Here is a 20,750-nt window from a genome sequence, read left to right as displayed (position 1 = left end):
AACCGGTCGGCCCGTTCCTGGCGGGAAGTTTGCCCACGACACTGGGCTCGGATCGGGAGAATGATCATTGGCTGGCGTTCCGTTGGGCGTGCTCGACCTGGTGCCGATCTCGTCGGGGTCCACCGCCGGGAAGGCGCTGCGTAACAGCATCGATCTCGCGCGGGCGGCCGAGCGGGCCGGGTATGTCCGGTACTGGTTCGCCGAGCATCACCTCAACCCCGGTGTCGCGGGTACGTCCCCGGCCGTGGTGGTGGCGTTGACGGCCGGCGCGACCAGTACGATCCGGCTCGGCTCCGGTGCGGTGCAGCTCGGCCACCGCACCGCGCTGTCCACCGTGGAGGAGTTCGGCCTGCTCGACGCGCTGCATCCGGGGCGGGTGGACCTCGGGCTGGGCCGGTCCGGAGGTCGCCCGCGCGCCCGGTCCTCGGACGGCGGCCCGGCGGACGGTGTGGTGGACGGGCGCGCCCCCAACGGGCTGCTGATCCCGCCCCGTTTCCCGATCGAGGGGCTGGTCGGCTCGCCCCGGTTCGCGCTGCAGGGCCGGCTGCTGCGGCAGCCGAACGCCGAGCCACAGGACTACGGGGAGCAGGTCGGCGACATCCTCGCCCTGCTGCGCGGTACCTACCGATCGGCCGAGGGCGTGGCGCCGAGGGTGGTTCCGGGCGAGGGCGCCGACCTTCAGGTGTGGGTCCTGGGCAGCAGCGGTGGGCAGAGCGCCTCGGTGGCCGGCCGCAACGGGCTGCGGTTCGCGGCGAACTATCACGTCAGCCCGGCCACCGTGCTCGAAGCGGTGCGGGCGTACCGGGTGGCGTTTCGCCGGTCGGCCGAGCTGGCGCGCCCGTACGTGGCCGTCTCGGCCGATGTGGTGGTCGCCGAGGACGCGTGCACCGCGCGCACGCTGGCCGCCGGGTACGCGCCGTGGGTGCGCAGCATCCGGACCGGCGCCGGAGCCATCGAGTTCCCGACCCCCGATGAGGCGCGCGCCCAGGTGCTCACCGAGGAGGACCGGGCGCTGGTCGCCGACCGGGTGGACACCCAGTTCGTCGGCGACCCGGCACAGGCCGCCGACCGGCTCGAGCAGCTTCAGGACGCCACCGGAGCGGACGAGCTGGTCATCACCACCATCACGCACGACCACGCCGATCGGGTCCGGTCCTACGAGCTGCTCGCCGAGGAGTGGCGCCGCCGCCGCGTCGTCCTCGGCGGCGTGCCGAAGGGGGCGTTCCGGTGAGCGCCCGTACCCCGCCGGTGACCGTCACGTTGCGCGGCCTGCGCCGGGCGTTCGGCGGTCACGCCGTCCTCGGCGGCATCGACCTCGACGTCGGGGCGGGCGAGGTGGTGGCGCTGCTCGGTGCGTCGGGGTGCGGCAAGTCGACGCTGCTGCGCCTGGTCGCCGGGCTGGACCGGCCGACCGCCGGGGAGGTGCTGGTGGCCGGGTCCCGGGTCGACGGGGTGGAGCCGCGCGCCGCCGTGGTCTTCCAGGAACCCCGGTTGCTGCCCTGGCGCACGCTGGCCGAGAACGTCGCGTTCGGCCTGCCGGACGGCACCCCGCGCGCGGCCGCGCGCGCCGAGGTCGACGAGGCGCTGGATGCCGTCGGGCTCACCGCGTTCGCCGGGCACCGCCCTCGGCAGGTCTCCGGCGGGATGGCGCAGCGCACCGCGCTGGCCAGGGCGTTGGTTCGCAGGCCGGGGGTGTGGCTGCTCGACGAGCCGTTCGCGGCCCTGGACGCGCTGACCCGGCTGCGCCGAGCTGATCGCGTCCTCGATCGGGCTCGGTTTCCTGCTCATCGACAGCCAGAACACCGGTTGCACCGACATCCTGCTGCTCGCGATAGTGCTGCTCGCCCTGCTCGGGAAGCTCACCGACGGGCTGCTCGGGCTCGCCGAGCGCCGGCTGCTGCGCCGCTGGAGCTGATCGCCACGTCGGTACCGTCCCTGTTATGAGCGATGAGATCGACAGGCCGGCCGTCGCCCGGGTCCGGCAGCTGCGGTTGGTGGTGGAGGCCGAGGACTTCGACGCCGCCGTGCGCTTCTACCGTGACGTCCTCGGCCTGCCCGAGCAGGCGGCGTTCCAGAGCGAGGGTGACGCTCGCGTGGTCATCCTGGAAGCCGGCCGCGCCACCCTGGAGCTGGCCAACCCGGCCCAGCGCCGCATCACCGACCAGATCGAGGTGGGCCACGACACCGGCACGCGCATCCGGGTCGCTTTCGAGGTGGACGACGCGACCACCGCGACACGGGAGCTGACGGCCGCCGGCGCCACCGAGGTCGCGCCGCCGACCGAGACGCCGTGGCGCTCGCTCAACGCCCGCCTGGAAGGACCCGCCGGGCTGCGGCTCACCCTGTTCCAGGAGCTGGAGTCGCTGGACGAGCGATCGCGGCGTGCCGGGTTCGGCACGGGACGCGACGCCGGCTGACACGCCTCAGGGTGCGCCGACCTCGGCGATGTCGAGCTGGTCGTGGTCGCGGCCCATGGTTGCGGCGGCCACCGTGAGTGCGCTGCCGGCCACGATGAGCACGATGGGGGTGTAGGCGTACGGCATGATCTTTCCGAGCCCGAGCATGGACAGGCTGTAGAACGATGGGATGATCACTGCGGTGCTGTAGCCGATGCCGTAGCCGGACGCGCGCACGTCAGAGAGAGTTGCGCAGTTCGCGCGGCACGGTCCGAGGCAGCGACGTGTCCACGAACAGGTCGGCTCGCTCGGCAAGCTCCCGCGTCTCCCGCGCCGCCGCGAAACGGGACCGCCGCAGCGTGTTGCGCAGGGCATCCACTCGTCCCACGAGGCGTTCAGCGCGGTAGCGGGGGTCGAGTTCCAGAACCGGTCGCAGTGCTTCCGCGGCTCCGTCGAGCTCGTTGGTCAGCACCCGGGCGCACGCCAGCTCCAGGAGAGCACGAGACTCGGCGTTGCTCGGCTTCTCCCCTCGGGCGCGGGCACGGTACGTCGCCAATGACTCCGACGCGAGCGCGGCGGCCTTCTCGCCCCGCCCAAGCCGGACGCACGTGGACGCCGACAACAACAACCCGGACGCTGGCCGCCACTCGAACGACGTGCCGCCCCATAGATGGTCGGGCGGTTCCATGTCGGCCGCCGCGTTCGCCGCCCGCAGCGACTCGAGCGCGTCATCGACCCTGCCCAGGTCCGCTAGCGCCCTCGCGTGGTTGAACAACAGCGGGGCGCGTCGTGCCGCCGGAGCGGCGTCAAGCTCCGACTCCACCAACTCCACCGTCTCGGCGGGCCTGTCAGCCCAGTAGACGATGTTCGCCTGCACGTTGCGGGCATGGACCCGCAAGTCGTCGTAACCGGCCAACTTCGCGTAGGCCCAGGCCGAGCGGGCCTGGCTTGCCCCGGCATCGGCGAACCCAAGGTCTTGGCTGGTATAGGCCAGCATCACGCAGACACGGCCGGCCAGGACATACAGGTCGCGGGTGTCGGCGGGCTTTCTGGATCTTTCGAGAAGCCCGAAGAGCAGGTTCCGTGCGCCAACCAACTCGCCGAACCGGACTTGCGCGGGCGTCGCCGTGTACTCGCTCACCAGCCGAGCTACCTCGGCCTTCATCAGGTCTACCGTGCTGTCCGCCATGCTGCTCGCCACCGCCATCGCGTGGTTCCAAGACTCGTGAGCCGCGCCCTGCACGTGCTGCGAAGAGAGGCCGCTGTTCGACCCTCCAGCCGATGTTGGATGCACGGGCAGCATGCCCAGGTCCGGTGTTGATGCGCTCTCTGACATCAGGAGGCGTAGCAGGCCTCCAGCGCCGAGCGACTCGTCCAGCCGCGCCGCGGTTGCCACGTCGACAGCCTGTTTCCCTGACTCGTAGCGGCTCAAGCTCGACGGCGAGACGTGCACCATGTCGGCGAGCTGAGGCTGGGAGAGATGTGCTTCCTTGCGAAGTCTCTTCAGCGCGTCACCGAAGGATTCGCCGGTAGCATCGGGCATGTCGACCCCTCGATGGTCGGCCATGCCCCGGGCCGTGCCACCGGCGCCGGGGCACCGTGCTTATTCGGTCAGGGTACGCGACGCGAACACCCCCACTTGTGTTGATCTCTCTCGAGAGGCTTGCGCATGGCCGTGCGCAAGGCGTGCGGATGCCACGCATTTCCTAGCACCGTTGGGTTTCAGCGAGAATGCTCCGACGCGTGATCGACTATGGGAGCGGGCCGGGGCCGGCCGACCACGACGCGACATCCACGGACAGGCCGGAGTTCGGGATGCTCCTTTCAATGCTCGATTGGCGGGTGCACGCGGTGTATGACGCCTGTGACCCGTTCCCGATACCTGTGTGCGGCGGGGTGAAGGTCATCGCCGCCGGTATCTGGCTGCCCCGCGCCGCCGGGGAGGTCCGCCTGTGCTTTCCCTGCATGGTTGCCGTGCCCGACCCCGAGAACAGCGTGGAGCTACGCCCAAGCGGCGAGATACGGCAGCGGCACCTCGCCATGCTTCCCGGCGACCGACGCTGGTCGGTGCTGGAGCTGGTACGCCGCCGCGCCGCCCGGTGCTACGACCGGCGCATACAAGACGCGATCGACGCCGTGAACGATGCCGTCGAGGCGGAACGGGGGCGTCGTGGCTGAGCGAGTGGGCCTGGCACACCTCGCCGCCGACCTGTGGTTCGTTGGCCACAACAGCCGCGCCACAGTAGGCGAGCGGATCGTGACCGTGCTCGCCGTCCTCAACACCACAGCACCCCAGGAGATGCCCGCGCTGGACATCGCCCGTACCTCCGGGCTGCCCTCCGGGGCGGTCGAGTCGACGCTTCGCCGGTTGGTCGAGCTTGGTTGGGTGGATTGCCGTTGAGAACCTTTCGGCGCCTCGGCATGGCCACGCCCGGCGGTATGTCCACCAGCTCACGGCGGCCGGGGTGCGTCGCGCGACGAGTCTCGATGTCGGAAACCGCAACAACAAAGAGGAAGGTGCACACCATGGGTAAACACGCGAACCACGCTCCAGTGTTCGCCATGCGTGGACCGAACGACCCCAAGCCCCCGCCAGAGCCAGCCGGTCCCGGCACGCCCGAGGGCGACGGGGACCCCAACGGCACGGGCGGCCTGTAAGTGACCTTCGAACAGGAGCGCGCCCGGCTGGTCACCGAGTTGGTGGCCGCCGGGTCGCTCGGCGACGACTGGCGGCGGGCCGCGTTCGAGCAGGTGCCCCGCCATGAGTTCATCCCGGGCACGGTGTGGCAGGTCAGCGAGGCGGCGGGCGGGCGGCTGCTGGCGATGCGCCGCGACACCGACCCCGACACCTGGTCGAAGTTGGCCTACCGGAACGAGCCGGTCCACACGCAGGTCGATGATGGCAACCCACCGGCCGAGGGCGGATGGGAGGTCACCTCGTCCACCTCGGCGCCGAGCGTGGTCGCCAAGATGCTGCACGCCCTAGACGTCGAGCCGGGCATGCGAGCGTTGGAGATCGGAGCCGGAACCGGCTGGAACGCCGCACTCCTGTCCTGGCGGGTGGGCGCTGAGAACGTGGTCACCGTCGAGATAGACCCGACACTTGCGGCGCTAGCTCGCGATGCGCTGGACCGGGCCGGGTTCGACACGGTGACCGTCGTGACCGGGGACGGCATGCTCGGACACTCCGCTGGCGCCCCGTACGACCGGGTAATCGCAACCGTGGGTGTCCGAGAGGTGCCCTACGCATGGGTGGCGCAGACCGCGGCCGGCGGCAGGCTGGTCGTTCCGCTGTACAACAGCTACCACCAGCCCGGCCTGCTCACCTTGACCGCGCACGGCGACGGCACCGCGACCGGGCGGCTGAGCTGGCCGCTGGAGTTCATGGGGACACGCGCCGACCGGGTGCCCCGTGTCGCCCCGGCGAGCATCGTCGGCGAGCCGGAGGTCATCGGCGAGACCGATCTGCACCCGCGGCTATGGGGCAGTGGACGGGACGCGGCGATGGCGATCGGGCAGCGCCTCGGCGATGGGGTGCGGTTGCAGTGGCAGAAGGGCGCCGCGCCAGGGCAGGGGGCGGTGTGGCTGTTCGACCCTGCTAGCCGGTCGTGGGCGTCGGTCGAGGTTGGGGAGGAGCCGCCGTATCGGGTGCGGCAGGGCGGCCCGCGACGGCTGTTCGACGAGGTGGCCGACGCCTACCGGTGGTGGCACGAGGCCGGCGAGCCGGTCGTGACCGACTGGACGGTCACGGTCGGGCCTGGCGGCCAGCGGATGGCGCTGCCGGGCTGAGGTTCCCGCGCCGGTCGTTGACGAACGATCCGACCCGCGCGGCAACACCCGGCCCTCGGCGAGACCTCCGGACCGTGCGGGTCTCCCGGGGCCGGGGTCACTTCTGGCGCCGACACGCCTCAGGGTGCGCCGACCTCGGCGATGTCGAGTTGGTCGTGGTCGCGGCCCATGGTTGCGGCGGCCACTGTGAGCGCGCTGCCGGCCATGATGAGCACGATGGGCGTGTAGGCGTACGGCATGATCTTTCCGAGCCCGAGCATGAACAGGCTGTAGAACGACGGGATGATCACTGCGGTGCTGTAGCCGATGCCGTAGCCGGACGCGCGCACGGAGGTCGGGAACCGTTCGATGACGTAGGTGTGCGCCAGGCCGAACGGGCAGATGCCCACCACGATGGCGATGGTCACGAACGCGAAGACCTGGACCGACGAACCCCGGGCCTCCAGCGTGCGCACCATCGCGAAGAACGCCAGGCTGGTCACGACCGCGATCACCAGGCCCAGCCCGACCAGGGTCCTCCTGCGGCCGATCCGCTGGCCTATGACCGCGACCACGAGGTAGCCGATCGCCATCACCACGTAGGCGACCAGCATCCCGGCGGTCACCGTCGAACTGTCCCGGTCGAAGTAGGACACCAGCAGGCCGGGGATCGTGGACACGGTCGCCTGCGTGATCAGCCAGAGCCCGCTCATCAGCGTGAAGACCTCGACCAGTACCCGGCGGTTGGTTCCGGAGAACAGGTCGCGGAACGGCGTCCGCTCGGAAACGGTGTCGGCCTGGCTGAGCCACGCCTCGGACTCGGAGGTCCGCCGGAAGTAGCCGAACAGCACCACACCGAGGATGCCGCCGACGACGAAGGGAATGCGCCATCCCCATTCGACATACGGCGAGCCGGGGCCCGCCGCCGGCAGGAACGACAACAGGAAGAGCGTGACGGCGGAGATCGCCACATATCCCCACGGGTAGGCCGAGCCGATCACGCCGCCGACGATGCCCCGTTTGGCGGTGGGCACCGATTCCAGCGCCAGCGAGTTTGCGCCCGTGTATTCGCCGCCCATGAAGATTCCGCCGATGAAGCGGCACGCGATGAGCAGGGCCACGCTGAGGTACCCGACCTGCGCATGGCTGGGCAGCACCGCGACGGCGAAGGTGGCGACGGTGAACCCGGCCACCGCGACCAGGGTGGTCCGCCGGCGCCCGTACTTGTCCCCGACGTACCCGAAGATGGTCGAGCCGATCGGCCGGGCCACCAGGGTGACCGCGAAGGTCAGGTAGAAGATGGTGGTGGCCGCCGTTTTGGAGATCGTCGCCGGCTGGAAGTGCGCCATCGCCGGGGCCAGCGCGACGATCGGAAGATAGATGTCGAAGAAGTCGACGAAAAGGCCGACGAACGCGGCCCGTGCCGCGCGCTTGGCCTCGGGCTTCATGGCGGTGGGCTCTTGCGGGGCGCGCAGCCGTTGCGGATGGGATGCCATTGGTCCTCCAGGAGCGGGTGCATCGACGTCGGTGTCGACGTGCGTCTCGTTGTGGCCCCCTTCAGGTGCTGTCGAGAACGCGGAGCTCGTCCTCGGTCGGATCCCCGGCCGCTTCGGGATCGTTGAGCGGCATGCGTGCGACCGTGTCGCGGCGGCGCAGCCGGAACGCGTACGCCGGAGGCAGCAGGTCGTACGGGGCGGGCTCGCCGAGCTCGACGGCGGCCGCGTGCGGCCAGTCGCCGCGAACGAGCAGCTCCCTGGCGAGCCCGACCAGGTCGCAGGCGCCGGAGTCCAGGACGGCCTGCGCCTGCCTCGGCTCGGTGATCAGCCCGACCGCCATGGTCGCCACCCCGGCCCGCCGGCGGACCGCGTGGGCGAACTCGACCTGGTAGCCGGGCACCCGCCGGAGCAGCGGCATCGCGGAGTCCCCTGCGATGCCGCCGGACGAGCAGTCCACCACGTCCACCCCGCGCGAGCGCAGCACCCGCGCCAGCTCGACGGTGTCCTCCAGCGACCACGCACCGCCGCGCCCGTCGACGCAGGACACCCGGAAGAACAGCGGCACGCCCGCCGGCAGGGCGGCCCGCACCGCCTCGGTCACCTCGACCGCCAGCCGCATCCGGGCCGGCCGTGACCCGCCGTACCCGTCCGTGCGCCGGTTGGTCACCGGGGACAGGAACTGATGCAGCAGGTACCCGTGCGCGCCGTGGATCTCCACGATGCGAAAGCCGGCGGCGACGGCCCTGCTCGCGGCGGCGGCCCAGGCCCGGACCAGGTCATCGATGCCCGCCGGGGTGAGGGCCGCCGGGACCGGCCAGCCCGGGTCGACCGGCACCGGGCTCGGCCCGACCGCCCGCCACGGCGGCAGCCCGGCCGCCCGGTCGGAGTCCCGCAGCGGCGCCCAGTCGCGCCGGGCCTCGTGGGTCGACGCCCGCCGCCCGGCGTGTCCGAGCTGGATCGCGGGCACCGCTCCCACGCCGTCCAGCAGGGCGGCCACCCGGCGGAACGAGGGCACCTGGTCGTCGTCCCACAGGCCGGCGCAGGCATGGGTCTTGCGCCCGGTGGCCGCCACGGCGGTCTCCTCGACGAAGACGATCCCGGCGCCCCCGATGCCGAGCCTGCCCAGGTGCGCCAGGTGCCAGTCGGTCAGGCGGCCGTCGACCGAGCCGTACTGGCACATCGGGGAGGCCACGATGCGGTTGCGGGCGCGGACGTCCCGACAGGCGAACGAGGAGAACAGGCGCACGGCTCACCCCTGCTCCGGGCCGGTCGGGAGCTCGACCCCGGGATAGGCCAGGCGTGCCTTCTCCGGGGAGAGCAGCTTCAGCCGCAGGTCGCGCCGCACGGCCTCGGGGTCGCGCTGGCCAGGGTCCCCGTAGCCAGCGCCCCCGGACACCCGGTGCGAGACCAGGTCGCCGGACCGCAGCGGGTAGGTGCCCTTGGACTGGACAGTCCGCCGTTCCCCCGAGGCCGGGAAGACGACGGTCTCGCCGACCGCGCCGGGCCCGCCGCCGAGGACGCCGGGCGGGGCGATCCGCTGCCGCTCCGCGAGGTTGGACAGCCGCAGGTCCTCGCCGTAGACCCGGACGTCCTTGCGCACGCCGTGCCCACCGCGCCAGCGACCGGCGCCGGCCGTGTCCGGCAGCATGTGGTAGCGCTCCACCAGCACCGGGTAGGAATGCTCGTTGATCTCCGTGGGGATGGTGTCGATGTTGAACGAGGCCGACATCGCCTCGGTGCCGTCGCTGCCCGCGCGCCCGCCGAAACCGCCGACGACCACGTCGTAGAACACGAACCGCCGGCCGGTGTCCGGGTCGATGCCGCTGATGATCGGGTTCGCCCAGTGGCTGGACGGCGCGACCACCTGGTCCGGGACCGCCTGCGCGAAGGCCTGCATCAGCACGTCGACGATCCGCTGCTGCATGATCGCCCGTCCGCCGTTGCCGGCCGGGCGGCTGGCGTGCACGATCGTGCCCTCCGGCGCGATCCACCGCAGCGGCCGCAGCGAGCCGGCGTTCTGCGGGATCTGGTGGTCGTGGGTGATCGCCTTGAGGGTGAAGTAGCAGTAGGCGCGGGTGTAGTTCTCCACCGCGTTCAGGCCCGAGCTGGTCTGCGGGTCCGACCCGGTGAAGTCGATGGTCAGGCCTTCGCCGTCGATGGTGACCGCGACCTCGATCCTGATCGGGTCCGTGTCCGGGCCGCAGTCGTCCAGGTGGTCGGCGGCGCGGTAGGTCCCGTCGGGCATCTCGCCGATCGCGGCGCGCAGCGCCCGCTCGCTGTGGTCGAGCAGCGCGTCGCAGCCCGCGTCGAACCCGTCCCGGCCGAACCGGCGCAGCAGCTCCTCCACCCGCCGGGCCAGGATGCGCCCGCAGTTCCGGTTCGCCCGCAGGTCGCCGAGCAGCGTGTCCGGTACCCGCACGTTCGGCTCGAGCATGCGCAGCACCTCGGCGTTGGGCTCGCCGGCGCGCCACAACCTGGTCGGCAGCAGCCGGATGCCCTCCTGGTAGTTCTCCGAGATCCCCACCACCTGCTGGGAGCCGGGGGACGCGCCGCCCACGTCGATCATGTGCACGCAGCTCGCGGCGTACCCGGCGATCCGTCCCTCGTGGAAGAACGGGGCCGCCACCATCCAGTCCGGCAGGTGCCCGGAACCCATCCACGGGTCGTTGAAGGCGTACACGTCCCCGGGGCGCATGTCCTCCTCGGGGTAGTACTCCAGGATCCGCTCGACCATCCCCGGCATCGAGCCGAGGTGCCCGGGGCTGAAGTCGCCCTGCGCGATCATCCGGCGCCGGGCGTCGAACACGGCCACCGAGAAGTCCCTGCCCTCGCGGACGGCGGGGGAGTAGGCGGTGCGCTGCAGGATCAGGCCGCCCTCGTTCGCCGCCGCCGCCAGGCCGCGCCACAGCGCGCCCAGGGCCAGCGGGTCCAGGCCGGGTGTCTCGCTCATCGGCTCGCTCCGTTGACCTCGATGACCAGGTTCGACCGCCGGTCGACGACGGCTCGGTCGCCGGGCAGCAGCAGCGAGGTGGACGCCTCCTCCTCGACGATCGCCGGCCCGGCGAAGGTGGCGCCCTCGCGCAGCTCGGCGCGCCGGTACACCGGCACCTCGACGAGCCCACCGGCCTCCGGGAAGTACGCGGGGCGCCGCGCGTGCGGCCGGACGGTCTCGGCGGCCGCCACACCGTCGGCCACACCGGTCCGGACCTCCGACCCGGGGATCTGGGCGGTCAGCCGGACCGAGGTGATCTCCACCGGCGCCTGGGACTCGGCGAACCCGTACAGCCGTTCGTACCGGGCCTCGAAGGCGGCGAGCACCGAGGCCACGGCGCCCGCCCCGTCCGGGACCGGCACCGTGATCTCGTGGCCCTGGCCGGCGTAGCGCATCTCCAGGGCGCGCTGGTAGGTCCGGTGGCCGGGCAGCCCGCTGGCGTCCAGCCGCGCGTCGGCCTCGGCCCGCAGCTCCGCGACGATCTCGTCGACCTCGGCCAGCGCCGGCGCGGTCAGTGGCCGGTAGGCGGCGCGGGCCAGGTCGAAGCGCGGGTCGGCGGCGAGCAGCCCGACCGCCGAGAGCACCCCGGCGGCCGCCGGGACAACGATCTTCGGGATGCCCAGGGCGCGCGCGATCCGGGAGGCGTGCAGCGGCCCGCCGCCCCCGGAGGGGACCAGCGCGAAGCCCCTCGGGTCGTGGCCGCGCTCCAGCGAGACCGCGCGGATCGCGTTGGCCATGTTCGCGGTGACGGCATCGTGCACCCCCCAGGCGGCCTCCACGGTGTCGAGCCCGAGCGGGCTTCCCACCTGCGCCTTGACCGTCTGCTGGGCGGCGGCCGGGTCGAGGCCCAGCTGGCCACCGTTGAAGAAGTCCGGGTTCAGGTAGCCGAGGACCAGGTTGGCGTCGGTCACCGTGGCGTGCTCGCCGCCGTTGCCGTAGCAGGCCGGGCCCGGCCGCGCCCCCGCGCTCCTCGGCCCGACCGTGACGATCCCGAGGTTCGCCCGCGCGATCGAGCCGCCCCCGGCGCCGATCTCGACCAGGTCGAGGCTGGGGATCAGCACCGGGATCCCGGTCCCCGGCCGCATCAGCGTCCGGTCCACCTCGAACTGGTTGGCCACCGCGATCTCGCCGTCGACGCAGGCGGCGGCCTTGGCCGTGGTGCCGCCCATGTCGAAGCAGAGGACGTTGCGCTCCCCGGCCCGCATGCCGTGCGCGGCGGCCATGATCGCGCCGGCGGTGGGCCCGGACTCCAGCGCCGGGATCGGGACCGCCTTGACCTGCGCCACCGTGGCCAGCCCGCCGTTGGCCTGCATGAGGTAGAAGCCGCCGGCGAACCCGCCGCCGCGCATCGCCCGCTCCATGCGCGTCAGGTACCGCCGGTAGGCGCCCTCGATGTAGGCGTTGGCCACCGTCGTGCTGGCCCGCTCGTACTCCCTCGGCAGCGGCGCGACCTCGCAGGACAGCGACACCGACACCTCGGGCAGCTCGGCGCCGAGGATCTCCCGGATCCGCCGCTCGTCGGCCGGGTCGGCGTAGCTGTGCAGCAGGCAGACGGCCACCGCCGACACCTCGAGCTCCCGGAGCCGGACCGCGATCTCCCGCACGGCCGCCTCGTCGAGCGGCCGGTGCACCGAGCCGTCGGCGCGGGTCCGCTGCGGCACCTGGAAGACCCGCTCCCTCGGCACCAGCGGCTCGTAGCGGCGGTACGAGAGGTCGTACGGGTTGTGCCGGAGCTGGCGCTGCATCTGCAGCAGGTCACCGAAGCCCTCGGTGACCAGGAAGGCGGCCCTGGCCCCGGTGCGCTGAATGATCGTGTTCGGGCCGATGGTCGTCGCGTGGACGACCTGGCGCACGTCCGCCAGCGACCCCGAGGCGCGGTCCAGCACGTCGTCGATTCCGGCGAGCGCGCTGCTCGCCGGGTCCGTCGGGTTGGACAGCCGCTTGGCCGAGGTGAGCCGCCCGTTCCTGGTGTCGAGGAGGACCACATCGACGAACGTGCCGCCGATGTCGACGCCCACCCGATACGGGCGCTCGAGTGATGCGGTCATGATCCACCTTTCGGCAGAAACTATAATTTCTATGTTGATCCTTGCCGGCCATGACCACTCCGGCCTCGCCGGACCGCCGGCTGCAACCAGCCGACCACCGTCCACAAGACACTCGTCTGAGCAGCACTAACACTCAGTTACCCGAAGTTCGTCGCCCGATCCGGGACCGGGACGCCGACGTCCCGACCATCTCATCTCGTCAGGCCGGTGGCAAGAGGTGCGGGATTATTTTATAATTTCAGCCGTCGAGTCCCCGCCGCTCTCTCTGGAGGTTCCGATGCGGGACGCCCACAACGTCTGGCCCCACTTCGGGCCGCTGAGCGCCACCAAGGGCATGCGGACGATGGTCAGGGGCGAAGGCGCACATCTCACCGACGACCAGGGGCGCCGGTTCATCGACCTGCTCTCCGCGCTGTACTGCGTGAACGCCGGCCACGGCCGCGCCGAGATCGGCCGGGCCATGGCGCGGCAGGCCGCCGAGCTCGCCTTCTACCCGACCTGGGGTGCCACCACCACGCCGGTGGTGGCGGAGCTGGCCGAGCGGATCGTCTCGCTGGCGCCCGGCGGGTTCGAGCGGGTGTTCTTCACCAGCGGCGGCGCGGACTCGGTGGACGCCGCCTGGAAGCTGTCCCGGCAGTACCACCGGCTGCGCGGCAAGGACACCAAGTACAAGATCCTCTCGAAGGAGGGCGCCTACCACGGGACGACCCTGGGCGCGCTGTCGGTGACCGGCATCCCGTCGCTGAAGGAGCCGTTCGCGCCGCTCGTGCCCGGGTCGGTCAGCATCCCCAGGGTCAAGTCCTTCCGGGCCTCGCTGCCCGCCCGCGAGCACGCCGCCGAGGCCGCGGCTGCCGTCGCCGACATCATCGAGGCCGAGGGCCCCGACTCGGTCGCCGCGATCATCGTGGAGCCGGTGCAGAACTCGGGCGGCTGCCTGGTCTCCGACCCCGGCTACTTTCGCCGCCTGCGCGAGATCGCCGACCGCTACGACGTGCTGCTGATCTCCGACGAGACGATCTGCTCGTGGGGGCGCACCGGCGCCTGGTTCGGCTCCCGGGCCGTCGGGTGCGAACCGGACATCATCACCACCGCGAAGGGCCTGACCTCCGCATACGCCCCGATGGGGGCCTTGATCGCGCGGAACACGGTGACCAGCGCCTTCGCCGCGCCCGACGTGTACTTCAACCACGGCCTGACCTTCGGCGGCCACCCGGTGAGCGCGGCGGCGGCGATGGCGAACATCGCCATCCTGGAACGGGAGGACCTCGTCGAGCGCGCCCGCCGCGTCGGCGAGCACTTCCGCGCCGGGCTGGAGACGCTCACCGAGCTGGGCATCGTCGGCGACGTGCGCGGGCAGGCGATGTTCCAGGCCATCGAGCTGGTCGCGGACGACCGGACGAACCAGCCCTTCACCGAGGAGCAGACCAGGCGCCTGGTCGAGTTCCTCCCCGGCGCGCTGTTCGACGGCGGGATCATCTGCCGGGCCATGCACCGAGGCGCGCCGGTCATCCAGTTCGCCCCGCCGCTGGTCATCGGCGAGGACGACCTGGACGAGGCGGTCGAGATCATCCGCGCCGCGCTCATCCGCGCTCGGGATCTCCTCTGAGGGTACCGTTCGACCGTGCCAGCCACCAGGACACCCCGATGACCGACCAGGTCAGGCAGACCGCGCGGGACGTCGCGGCGGCCCGGGTGCGCGCGCTGATCCTGGACGGGACGTTCGCGCCGGGCCACAAGCTCAACGCCGCCGACCTCGCGGTCGAGCTGGGGGTGAGCCAGACCCCGGCCAGGGAGGCGCTGCAGCTGCTGGCCAGCGAGGGCCTCGTCAAGATCAGCGCGTACCGGGGCGCCTTCGTCGCCGACCTCTCCGCCGGGGAGTACGAGGAGATCTTCCTGATGCGGATCGGCCTCGAACAGCTTGCGGCGAAGCTCGGCGCCGAGCTCATCGACGACGACGGCATCATGGAGGCGCGCAGGTTCTTCAAGGAGCTGGAGTCCGCCGCCAGCAGCGGTGACACCGACCGTTTCGTGCAGGCCGACCGCGCCTTCCACAAGGTCCACTACCTCGCCTCGCAACGAACCAGCCTGTGGGAACGGATCGCCAGCCTGCGCGCGGCGGCGGAACGCTACATCAGGATCGGGTACAACCTCCCGAGCGTGGACATGAAGGACACCGTCCGGCGCCATCGCGGCCTGCTCCTCGCCATCGAGGAGCGCGACGGCGACCTGGCGAAGGCGATCATCGGGACGGACCTCACCCGGACGTTCAACGCCGTCCACCAGGAACTGCTCGACCGGAACTGTGCCGATCAGAGCGGGCGGCGCGCCACGACGTAGAGGCGGTCGGTGGCGACCTCGACGTCGGGGAGCGGGGAACGCAGGTACCACTCGACGTCCACCAGCCCGGCGGCGGTGACGGCGTCGACCACGTCGGACGGGTTGTGCAGCACGAAGTCCAGGTCGACGGGGGTGCCGGCGAGCTCGTCGACGTGGCGCACCTCCTCGCCGGCGTGCAGGGCGAACGCCAACCGCCCGCCGGGGACCAGCACCCGGGCCAGCCCGGCGATCACGGCCGGAAGCTCGGAGGCGGCCAGGTGCACGAACGCGTACCACGCGGTGATGGCCGACCATCCCGCCGCGGCGCGCGGGCGCAGCAGCTTCGTCAGGTCACCCACCTCGAACTCCACGTCCGGGAACAGGTTCCTGGCCTCGTCGATCATCGCGGGGGACAGGTCGACGCCGACCACCGATGCCCCGGACGCCGCGAGCCGGGCGGCGACGTGCCCCGGCCCGGTGCCGACGTCCGCGACCGGTCCGCCGTCCGCCTCGCCGGCGACGCGGTCGAGCAGCCAGCCGTCGAACGGCTTGTGCGCCAGCTCGCCCGAGAACTCCCGCGCGTAGCCGGCCGCGGCGGCGTCGTACCCGGCGAGCACCCGGGCGTCGCGGGCGTCGGTGCCCTCGGCGATGACCACGTCCCGGTCGACCGGCGCGGGCGGGGGTGTCGCCTCCGGCGGCGGGCCGAGCAGATGAGCCCACCGGTGATCCTGCTGGCCCGGCCTGCGTTCCAGCTCGACGACCAGGGGCTCGGACAGCTCGGCGAGCCCCCGCAGGGTGGCCTCCACCTCGGCGCGGTCGTCGAACGGATGCAGCCGCGCGGTCCGGGTCCGCAGCTCGCCGGGGGCCTGCGGCCCACGCAGCAACAGCACGGTCAGCACCGCCAGCTCGGGCTCACCGACCCCGAGGTGCTCCTCGAGCCGCTGGTGGAACTTCATGACCCGCGATCCGGCGCCGGTCCACACCGGCCTGACCAGCTCGCGGTCCCTGAGCTCCTTGAGCGTCGCCTGCAGCAGCGGGTCGTCGTAGTCGGTGATCGGATCCCGGCTGCTCGCCTGGTTGCACGCGGTGCGCAGGGAGTTGAGGGTGAGCGGATAGCTCGCCGGGACCGTGCGCTGCTTCTCCAACAGCGCACCGAGTACTCGCTGCTCGACGGCGGACAACCGCGGACGCGATGCTGCCACGCCGGCAGCGTATCGTTTCGCCCGCCGAGGACGGGGTAGCCGCCCGACATGAACGCACGTGGCATCCCTCCCGAGGACAACGAGCTGCCCGATCAGGTCGAACGCGACCCCGCGGCGCTCAGCAGCGCGGAGGACCTCGACGAGGACCGGCTGGCGGCCGACCCGCTGGAGTCCGGTATGGACCCGACGGAGAGGTGGGCGGCGGCCGACAGGCACGGCATGACCGCCGGTGAACAGGCCGAGGACCGGCCGCTGGACGAGCGGCTGGCCGAGGAGCGGCCCGACGACGACCGGGACGCGGCCCTCGACGAGCGGGTCAGGTCCGAGGCCGAGGCCCGGGGGCAGAGCGCCGACGAGGCCGGTGGGTCGATGGCGAGCAGCTATCGCACGCCGCGCCGGGCCGACTGACAACGACGCGGCGCGCCGGTCAGCGAGAGGACCGGCCTCCGGTCGAGCCCGCTGAGGCCGGTTTCTTGGCCCTCCGCGCGGTCTCGGGCTTCTTCGCCGGAGCGGGCGCCTCGGTGGCCCGAGGGGGCTCGTGGTCCTGGGTGAGCCAGGCCACCGCCGCCACGGCGGCCGCGATCGGCCACTCCACGACGCCGACCAGCCCCAACAGGCCGGTACCCGCGTAGACGGCCATCCGTCGGGTCCGTGGCGATGCCGCGCCGACGAACCCCTCGATCCCGCCGAGCAACCCGGCCGCCGCCTCGACGGGCCTGGTGAACGGTGACGGCTGCTTGGCGTCCCGACCGTGCTCGCTCATGTCGTCTCCAGAGCTCGTGGTGCACTGGCCCGAGCCATACCCGCTTGCGGTGCGCCAAAACCGGCGCGTGGTTTGCCGGGGGCGACGACGGGTAGGACCGTCGACGTGGCAGCGACGTCCAAGCCCCGCCGAGACCGGGACCCGGCGGACATCGACGACCTGGCCGGCCTGCGTGCGGCGGCGGCGGACTGCACCCGGTGCGGGCTGTACCGGGACGCGACGCGGACCGTGTGCGGCGCCGGGCCGGCCGGCGCGTCGGCGATGTTCGTGGGCGAGCAGCCGGGCGACCGGGAGGACCTGGCGGGCGAACCGTTCGTCGGCCCGGCCGGCAAGCTGCTGGACCGCGCGCTGCGCGACGCGGGCATCCCGCGCGACGAGGTGTACCTGACCAACGCGGTGAAGCACTTCAAGTTCGAACAGCGCGGCAAGCGGCGCATCCACCAGCGCCCGAGCGTCGACGAGATCAGGGCCTGCCGGCCATGGCTGGACGCCGAGCTGCGGCTGGTGCGCCCGAACGTGCTGGTCACCCTCGGGGCGACCGCCGCGCGGGCGCTGCTCGGCGCGTCCTTCCGGGTGACCAGGCACCGGGGCGAGGTGCTGGACTGGGAGGACGGCCTGCCGCTGGTGCCGACGGTGCACCCGTCCTCGGTGCTGCGCACCCCGGGCGACGGCAGGTCCGAGGCGTTCGATGCGCTGGTCGCCGACCTCGAGTCGGTCGCCGGTGCGCTGCGCCGGCACGCGCCCTCCTGATCGCCCGGGCGCCGCGGCTGGGGTTTACACCGCCCGGTCGGGGGTAACTCGTTCGAGTTCAAATCTTTTCTGAGAGGGGCCGTGGGATGAACAGTTCGCCGGCGCCGCTCAAGGCCGGGCGCAAAGACGACGGGTGGAACGCCGAGCATCGTGGGGAGGAGCCTCTCCAGCGGGCGGACCGCAACTTCGCCGAGTTGCTCCAGGAGCTCCGGGTGACCCAGACCGGGGTGCAGATTCTGTTTGCGTTCCTGTTGGGTCTGTCGTTCGCGCCCAGGTTCAACGAGCTCAACGAGTTCCAACTCGGCGTCTATGTGATGACCCTGGTCGGCTCGGCGCTGACGGTCGCGCTGTTGATCGCCCCGGTCGCCGCGCATCGGCTGCACTTCCAGCACGGGAGGAAGGTGCAGCTGGTGCGGTTGGTGCACGGCTGCACCCTGGCCGGGCTGGTCGCGCTGCTCCTGACCATGGTGGGGGCGCTCCTGCTGGTCCTCACCGTGGTGGTGGACGAGGACGTCTGGCTGCCGCTGACGGTGGCGGTGGCCGCCTGCTTCGTCGGCCTGTGGTTCATGTTGCCTTTCCTGTTGCGCCCGCGGCGGCACCCTCGGGGCTGATGCGCGGCCGGACGAGGTTCTCGGAACTCCCCTCGGTAGGAGGCGTCTTCGGAGTCGTGCATCGTGTCGGTCAGCCAGACCGCCGCCGCCTGCCGCCGCCAGGTGTGGGCCAGGCAGGTGTCGGAGTAGCCGGCCAGCAGGCTCGGGTCGTTCTCCTCGACCTGATGGACGACAGCGCGGGCGAGCACCTCGGCGTCGTGCAGCGCCAGGCTCATGCCCTCCGCGCTCATCGGGGAGATCAGGTGCGCCGCGTCGCCGAGGAGGTGAAGCCTGCCGTAGCTCATGGGGCTGAACACCACACCGCGCAGCGGCACGACCTGCTTGGTGGTGATCCGTCCCCTCGGCACCGGTGTGCGGAACCGGGCGCCGAGCTCGCTCCAGATGCGGTCGTCGGGCCAGTCGTCGACGGTGTCGGTGAGCGGGCACTGCAGGTAGACGCGGCTCGCCTGCGGTCCCCGGGTGATCCGTGCGGCGAAGCCGCGCGAGTGCACCGCCATCACGGCCGGCGGGTCGGCCGGCACGTCGGTCATGACCGTCAGCCAGGCGTACCCGAACTCGTGGGTGTGGCAGGTGAGGTGGCGTGCCGGTTCTCGACATGCTCGCGGGCGTGCTTTTCCACGATGACGCAGCGGACTCCGCCGCGCAGGAGAAATGTGCCGAGCGCGAGCCCGGCGACACCAGCGCCCACGATGACCACCGTGGTGTTCTCGTCTGCCTGAGTCATGGGCTCACCTTCGCCCTCACCGACGATTGCTGTCCACCGGTAACCGGGCGGTCGATAACGGAAACCCGCCAAGATCGGCCTGGTAGCGGCCCGGGGTCTGGCCGACGACGGCGGTGAACGCCTCGATGAAGGTCGACGGGTTGGACCACCCGCAGGCGATCGCGGTGTCGGTGACGGAACCGCCGTCGGTGAGCTGGAACAGCGCGTGGTGGATGCGCAGGATGGTGCGCCAGCGGTGGAAGCTCATGCCCAGGTTGGCCCGAAACAGGCGGCTGAGGGTGCGTTCGCTGGTCCCGGCGGCCCGCCCCAGCTCGGCCAGCGTCGTGTTCCGGCCGGGATCGGCGTGCAGGAGATCGGTGACGGCGCGCAGCCGGTCGTCGCCCGGTTCGGGCAGATGCAGCGGCCGCTCGGGCACCTCGCCGAGCTCGTCGATCACCACCGCGCGCAACCGCCGCTCGGCGTCGGCGGACCTCGCCTTCTGGCCGGTCAGCGCGAGAATGCCCTCGCGCAGCAACGGCGACACCGCGAACACGCAGGGATGCCCCACCAGTGCGCCGCACTCGTCGGACGGGACGGCGAGGATGCGGGCGTCGGTGCGGCCGTAGAAGCGGTGCGAGTGCTCGAAACCCGGCGGCGTCCAGGTGACCCGGTTGGCGGGCGCCACCCACGTGCCGTACCCGGTGGTGGTGGCGAAGGCCCCGGCCGCCGCGTACACCAGCTGTCCGTCGGGGTGGGAGTGGCTTTCGAGGTGATACCCGCGCGGCAGCCAGCCCGCACCCCGCGGCGTCATCCCTGTCACGGGCGGCTGGCGGTCTTCCTGCATCGGTAGCGATATTACCGGCGACACGCCGGCGAAAGACTCAGCGCAAACGATCTGTAACGCTGCGTGGCGGCGGCTCGTTAGCCCATACGTGGACGTCAGCGGCCGCGGAGATGCGTCTCCCGCCATGCGGCCCGTCGTGGCGCCGTCGGTGCCGGACGGTGTGCGCGAGCTGCTCGCGGTGTCGCCCGGCGACCTCAGCTCGCTGCCGATCCTGCTGGGCGGCGTGCTGACCGTGCTGCTCGGAACCGCCGGCGGCACGGTGCTGGCCAGCGGCGCGCACCCGAGGGACATCGACCCCGGGACCTTCCAGCTCATCGGCGCCGGGCTGCTGCTGGTCGCGCTGTTCGCGGTGGCCGCCACCGCGCGAACGGTCATCCGCCAGCGGTCGGTCCGCGCGGCGCACGCCCGCTGGGGCGACCAGGTCGTCTCGGCGGACGAGCTGGCCGCCGCGTCGGCACTGCCCGAGGTCGGCGAGCGGCTCGACGCGGCCCGGCGCGCGATCGCCGACATCCGGGGCACCGTGCCCTACCAGCAGGGCTGGCTGGCCGGCACGTGCGACGAGGCCAGCCTGAACGCCGCCGAATGGCGCGTCGCCGTCGCCGCCCAGGCGGCCTGTCGCCACAACGCCGAAGTCCCGCCGGCGGTCCGGAAACTCCTGACCGAGCAGGTCGAACGGGTGCTGGAGCTGCGCACCGCGGTGTTCGGCCTTGCCGACCGGCTCGACGAGCGGCGGATCGACGACCTGCTCGCCAAGACGCGGCTGGCACCCGACGATGCGGGCACCACGGCCGTCGTCGACGAGCTCGCCGAGCTGGTCCGGCGCCCCACGATCCATCCCGACGAACCGAACAAGTAGGGGAT

22 protein-coding genes and 1 pseudogene are annotated in these 20,750 nt (G+C 72.1%); 12 read left to right on the top strand and 11 right to left on the bottom strand.

The annotated features are described in order from the left end of the window. The first annotated feature begins 67 nt into the window (after positions 1-67). From N912_RS58705 to N912_RS0145000, 3 genes are read left to right on the top strand one after another with little or no spacing between them, the layout of a single operon-like run. Positions 68-1,231: an LLM class flavin-dependent oxidoreductase gene (locus N912_RS58705; RefSeq protein WP_051581686.1), complete on the top strand. Its 1,164-nt coding sequence runs from the start codon at positions 68-70 to the stop codon at positions 1,229-1,231. After that, positions 1,228-1,944, top strand: a complete 717-nt coding sequence (locus tag N912_RS58700) for an ABC transporter ATP-binding protein (RefSeq protein ID WP_156994395.1) — start codon at positions 1,228-1,230, stop codon at positions 1,942-1,944. The genes N912_RS58705 and N912_RS58700 overlap by 4 nt, the downstream gene beginning before the upstream one ends. Then, positions 1,941-2,417 carry a VOC family protein gene (locus tag N912_RS0145000; RefSeq protein WP_028927612.1) on the top strand — a complete coding sequence of 159 codons (477 nt, stop codon included), beginning with the start codon at positions 1,941-1,943 and terminating at the stop codon, positions 2,415-2,417. The genes N912_RS58700 and N912_RS0145000 overlap by 4 nt, the downstream gene beginning before the upstream one ends. Positions 2,418-2,423: 6 nt before the next feature. Here the strand turns inward: N912_RS0145000 and N912_RS0144995 are convergent, their stop codons facing one another. Both N912_RS0144995 and N912_RS0144990 read right to left on the bottom strand, forming a co-directional pair. Beyond that, positions 2,424-2,633 carry a hypothetical protein gene (locus N912_RS0144995; RefSeq protein ID WP_028927611.1) on the bottom strand — a complete coding sequence of 70 codons (210 nt, stop codon included), beginning with the start codon at positions 2,631-2,633 and terminating at the stop codon, positions 2,424-2,426. A gap of 1 nt (position 2,634) precedes the next feature. After that, positions 2,635-3,939 carry a helix-turn-helix transcriptional regulator gene (locus N912_RS0144990; RefSeq protein ID WP_028927610.1) on the bottom strand — a complete coding sequence of 435 codons (1,305 nt, stop codon included), beginning with the start codon at positions 3,937-3,939 and terminating at the stop codon, positions 2,635-2,637. A gap of 284 nt (positions 3,940-4,223) precedes the next feature. Between N912_RS0144990 and N912_RS0144985 the strand changes: the two genes are divergently transcribed. The 3 genes from N912_RS0144985 to N912_RS58695 all read left to right on the top strand — a co-directional run bounded on the left by N912_RS0144985 (position 4,224) and on the right by N912_RS58695 (position 6,185). Further along, positions 4,224-4,574, top strand: coding sequence for a hypothetical protein (locus tag N912_RS0144985; RefSeq protein ID WP_156994394.1), 351 nt, complete (start codon positions 4,224-4,226; stop codon positions 4,572-4,574). Next, positions 4,567-4,797: a helix-turn-helix domain-containing protein gene (locus N912_RS0144980; RefSeq protein ID WP_028927608.1), complete on the top strand. Its 231-nt coding sequence runs from the start codon at positions 4,567-4,569 to the stop codon at positions 4,795-4,797. The genes N912_RS0144985 and N912_RS0144980 overlap by 8 nt, the downstream gene beginning before the upstream one ends. Before the next feature lie 257 nt (positions 4,798-5,054). Further along, positions 5,055-6,185: a methyltransferase domain-containing protein gene (locus tag N912_RS58695; RefSeq protein ID WP_037070028.1), complete on the top strand. Its 1,131-nt coding sequence runs from the start codon at positions 5,055-5,057 to the stop codon at positions 6,183-6,185. A 119-nt stretch (positions 6,186-6,304) separates the two neighbouring features. Here N912_RS58695 and N912_RS58690 read toward each other — a convergent pair whose 3' ends face one another. The 4 genes from N912_RS58690 to N912_RS0144955 all read right to left on the bottom strand — a co-directional run bounded on the left by N912_RS58690 (position 6,305) and on the right by N912_RS0144955 (position 12,700). Beyond that, on the bottom strand, positions 6,305-7,660 hold the full coding sequence (locus N912_RS58690; RefSeq protein ID WP_084211935.1) for an MFS transporter: 1,356 nt from the start codon (positions 7,658-7,660) through the stop codon (positions 6,305-6,307). Between the two features lie 61 nt (positions 7,661-7,721). Further along, positions 7,722-8,906 carry an NADH:flavin oxidoreductase/NADH oxidase gene (locus tag N912_RS58685; protein ID WP_064745574.1) on the bottom strand — a complete coding sequence of 395 codons (1,185 nt, stop codon included), beginning with the start codon at positions 8,904-8,906 and terminating at the stop codon, positions 7,722-7,724. A 3-nt stretch (positions 8,907-8,909) separates the two neighbouring features. After that, the gene (locus N912_RS58680) at positions 8,910-10,610 is read right to left on the bottom strand and encodes a hydantoinase B/oxoprolinase family protein (protein ID WP_051581684.1); all 1,701 of its coding nucleotides are present in this window, start codon (positions 10,608-10,610) and stop codon (positions 8,910-8,912) included. Beyond that, on the bottom strand, positions 10,607-12,700 hold the full coding sequence (locus tag N912_RS0144955; RefSeq protein WP_028927607.1) for a hydantoinase/oxoprolinase family protein: 2,094 nt from the start codon (positions 12,698-12,700) through the stop codon (positions 10,607-10,609). The genes N912_RS58680 and N912_RS0144955 overlap by 4 nt, the downstream gene beginning before the upstream one ends. 277 nt (positions 12,701-12,977) lie before the next feature. On the opposite strand from N912_RS0144955, the gene N912_RS0144950 reads away from it, so the two are divergent. Both N912_RS0144950 and N912_RS58675 read left to right on the top strand, forming a co-directional pair. After that, positions 12,978-14,306 carry an aspartate aminotransferase family protein gene (locus tag N912_RS0144950; protein ID WP_028927606.1) on the top strand — a complete coding sequence of 443 codons (1,329 nt, stop codon included), beginning with the start codon at positions 12,978-12,980 and terminating at the stop codon, positions 14,304-14,306. A gap of 38 nt (positions 14,307-14,344) precedes the next feature. Next, complete coding sequence (locus N912_RS58675; RefSeq protein WP_051581682.1) at positions 14,345-15,037, top strand: GntR family transcriptional regulator; 693 nt, start codon at positions 14,345-14,347, stop codon at positions 15,035-15,037. On the opposite strand, the gene N912_RS0144940 is transcribed toward N912_RS58675, so the two are convergent. Further along, positions 15,010-16,218 carry a DUF480 domain-containing protein gene (locus N912_RS0144940; RefSeq protein ID WP_028927605.1) on the bottom strand — a complete coding sequence of 403 codons (1,209 nt, stop codon included), beginning with the start codon at positions 16,216-16,218 and terminating at the stop codon, positions 15,010-15,012. The genes N912_RS58675 and N912_RS0144940 overlap by 28 nt on opposite strands. A 48-nt stretch (positions 16,219-16,266) precedes the next feature. On the opposite strand from N912_RS0144940, the gene N912_RS0144935 reads away from it, so the two are divergent. Then, entirely contained in the window at positions 16,267-16,626 is a 360-nt protein-coding gene (locus N912_RS0144935; RefSeq protein WP_028927604.1) for a hypothetical protein, read from the top strand. Between the two features lie 19 nt (positions 16,627-16,645). Here N912_RS0144935 and N912_RS61320 read toward each other — a convergent pair whose 3' ends face one another. After that, positions 16,646-16,981 (bottom strand): hypothetical protein, encoded by a 336-nt coding sequence (locus N912_RS61320; protein ID WP_028927603.1) that lies wholly within the window; start codon positions 16,979-16,981, stop codon positions 16,646-16,648. A 105-nt stretch (positions 16,982-17,086) separates the two neighbouring features. Between N912_RS61320 and N912_RS58665 the strand changes: the two genes are divergently transcribed. Both N912_RS58665 and N912_RS66255 read left to right on the top strand, forming a co-directional pair. Further along, entirely contained in the window at positions 17,087-17,731 is a 645-nt protein-coding gene (locus tag N912_RS58665; RefSeq protein ID WP_037070021.1) for a UdgX family uracil-DNA binding protein, read from the top strand. 86 nt (positions 17,732-17,817) lie between these two features. Then, positions 17,818-18,342, top strand: a complete 525-nt coding sequence (locus tag N912_RS66255; RefSeq protein WP_084211933.1) for a DUF6328 family protein — start codon at positions 17,818-17,820, stop codon at positions 18,340-18,342. 155 nt (positions 18,343-18,497) lie between these two features. On the opposite strand, the pseudogene N912_RS66250 reads toward N912_RS66255, so the two are convergent. The 3 genes and pseudogenes from N912_RS66250 to N912_RS58655 all read right to left on the bottom strand — a co-directional run. Further along, positions 18,498-18,839: pseudogene (locus tag N912_RS66250) on the bottom strand (FAD-dependent monooxygenase); the annotation flags it as partial. A gap of 38 nt (positions 18,840-18,877) precedes the next feature. Further along, positions 18,878-19,066, bottom strand: coding sequence for an FAD-dependent monooxygenase (locus tag N912_RS66245; RefSeq protein ID WP_245645929.1), 189 nt, complete (start codon positions 19,064-19,066; stop codon positions 18,878-18,880). Between the two features lie 16 nt (positions 19,067-19,082). Next, positions 19,083-19,889, bottom strand: a complete 807-nt coding sequence (locus N912_RS58655) for a helix-turn-helix transcriptional regulator (RefSeq protein WP_051581680.1) — start codon at positions 19,887-19,889, stop codon at positions 19,083-19,085. A 124-nt stretch (positions 19,890-20,013) separates the two neighbouring features. Between N912_RS58655 and N912_RS0144910 the strand changes: the two genes are divergently transcribed. After that, entirely contained in the window at positions 20,014-20,745 is a 732-nt protein-coding gene (locus N912_RS0144910) for a hypothetical protein (RefSeq protein ID WP_028927602.1), read from the top strand. The last annotated feature ends 5 nt before the right edge of the window (positions 20,746-20,750 follow it).

The sequence above is a fragment of the Actinospineispora acaciae DSM 45401 genome (assembly GCF_000620785.1).
Lineage (GTDB): Bacteria > Actinomycetota > Actinomycetes > Mycobacteriales > Pseudonocardiaceae > Pseudonocardia > Pseudonocardia acaciae.
Note: the sequence above shows the minus strand (reverse complement) of the source record. Positions and strands in the feature narration are given on the sequence as shown.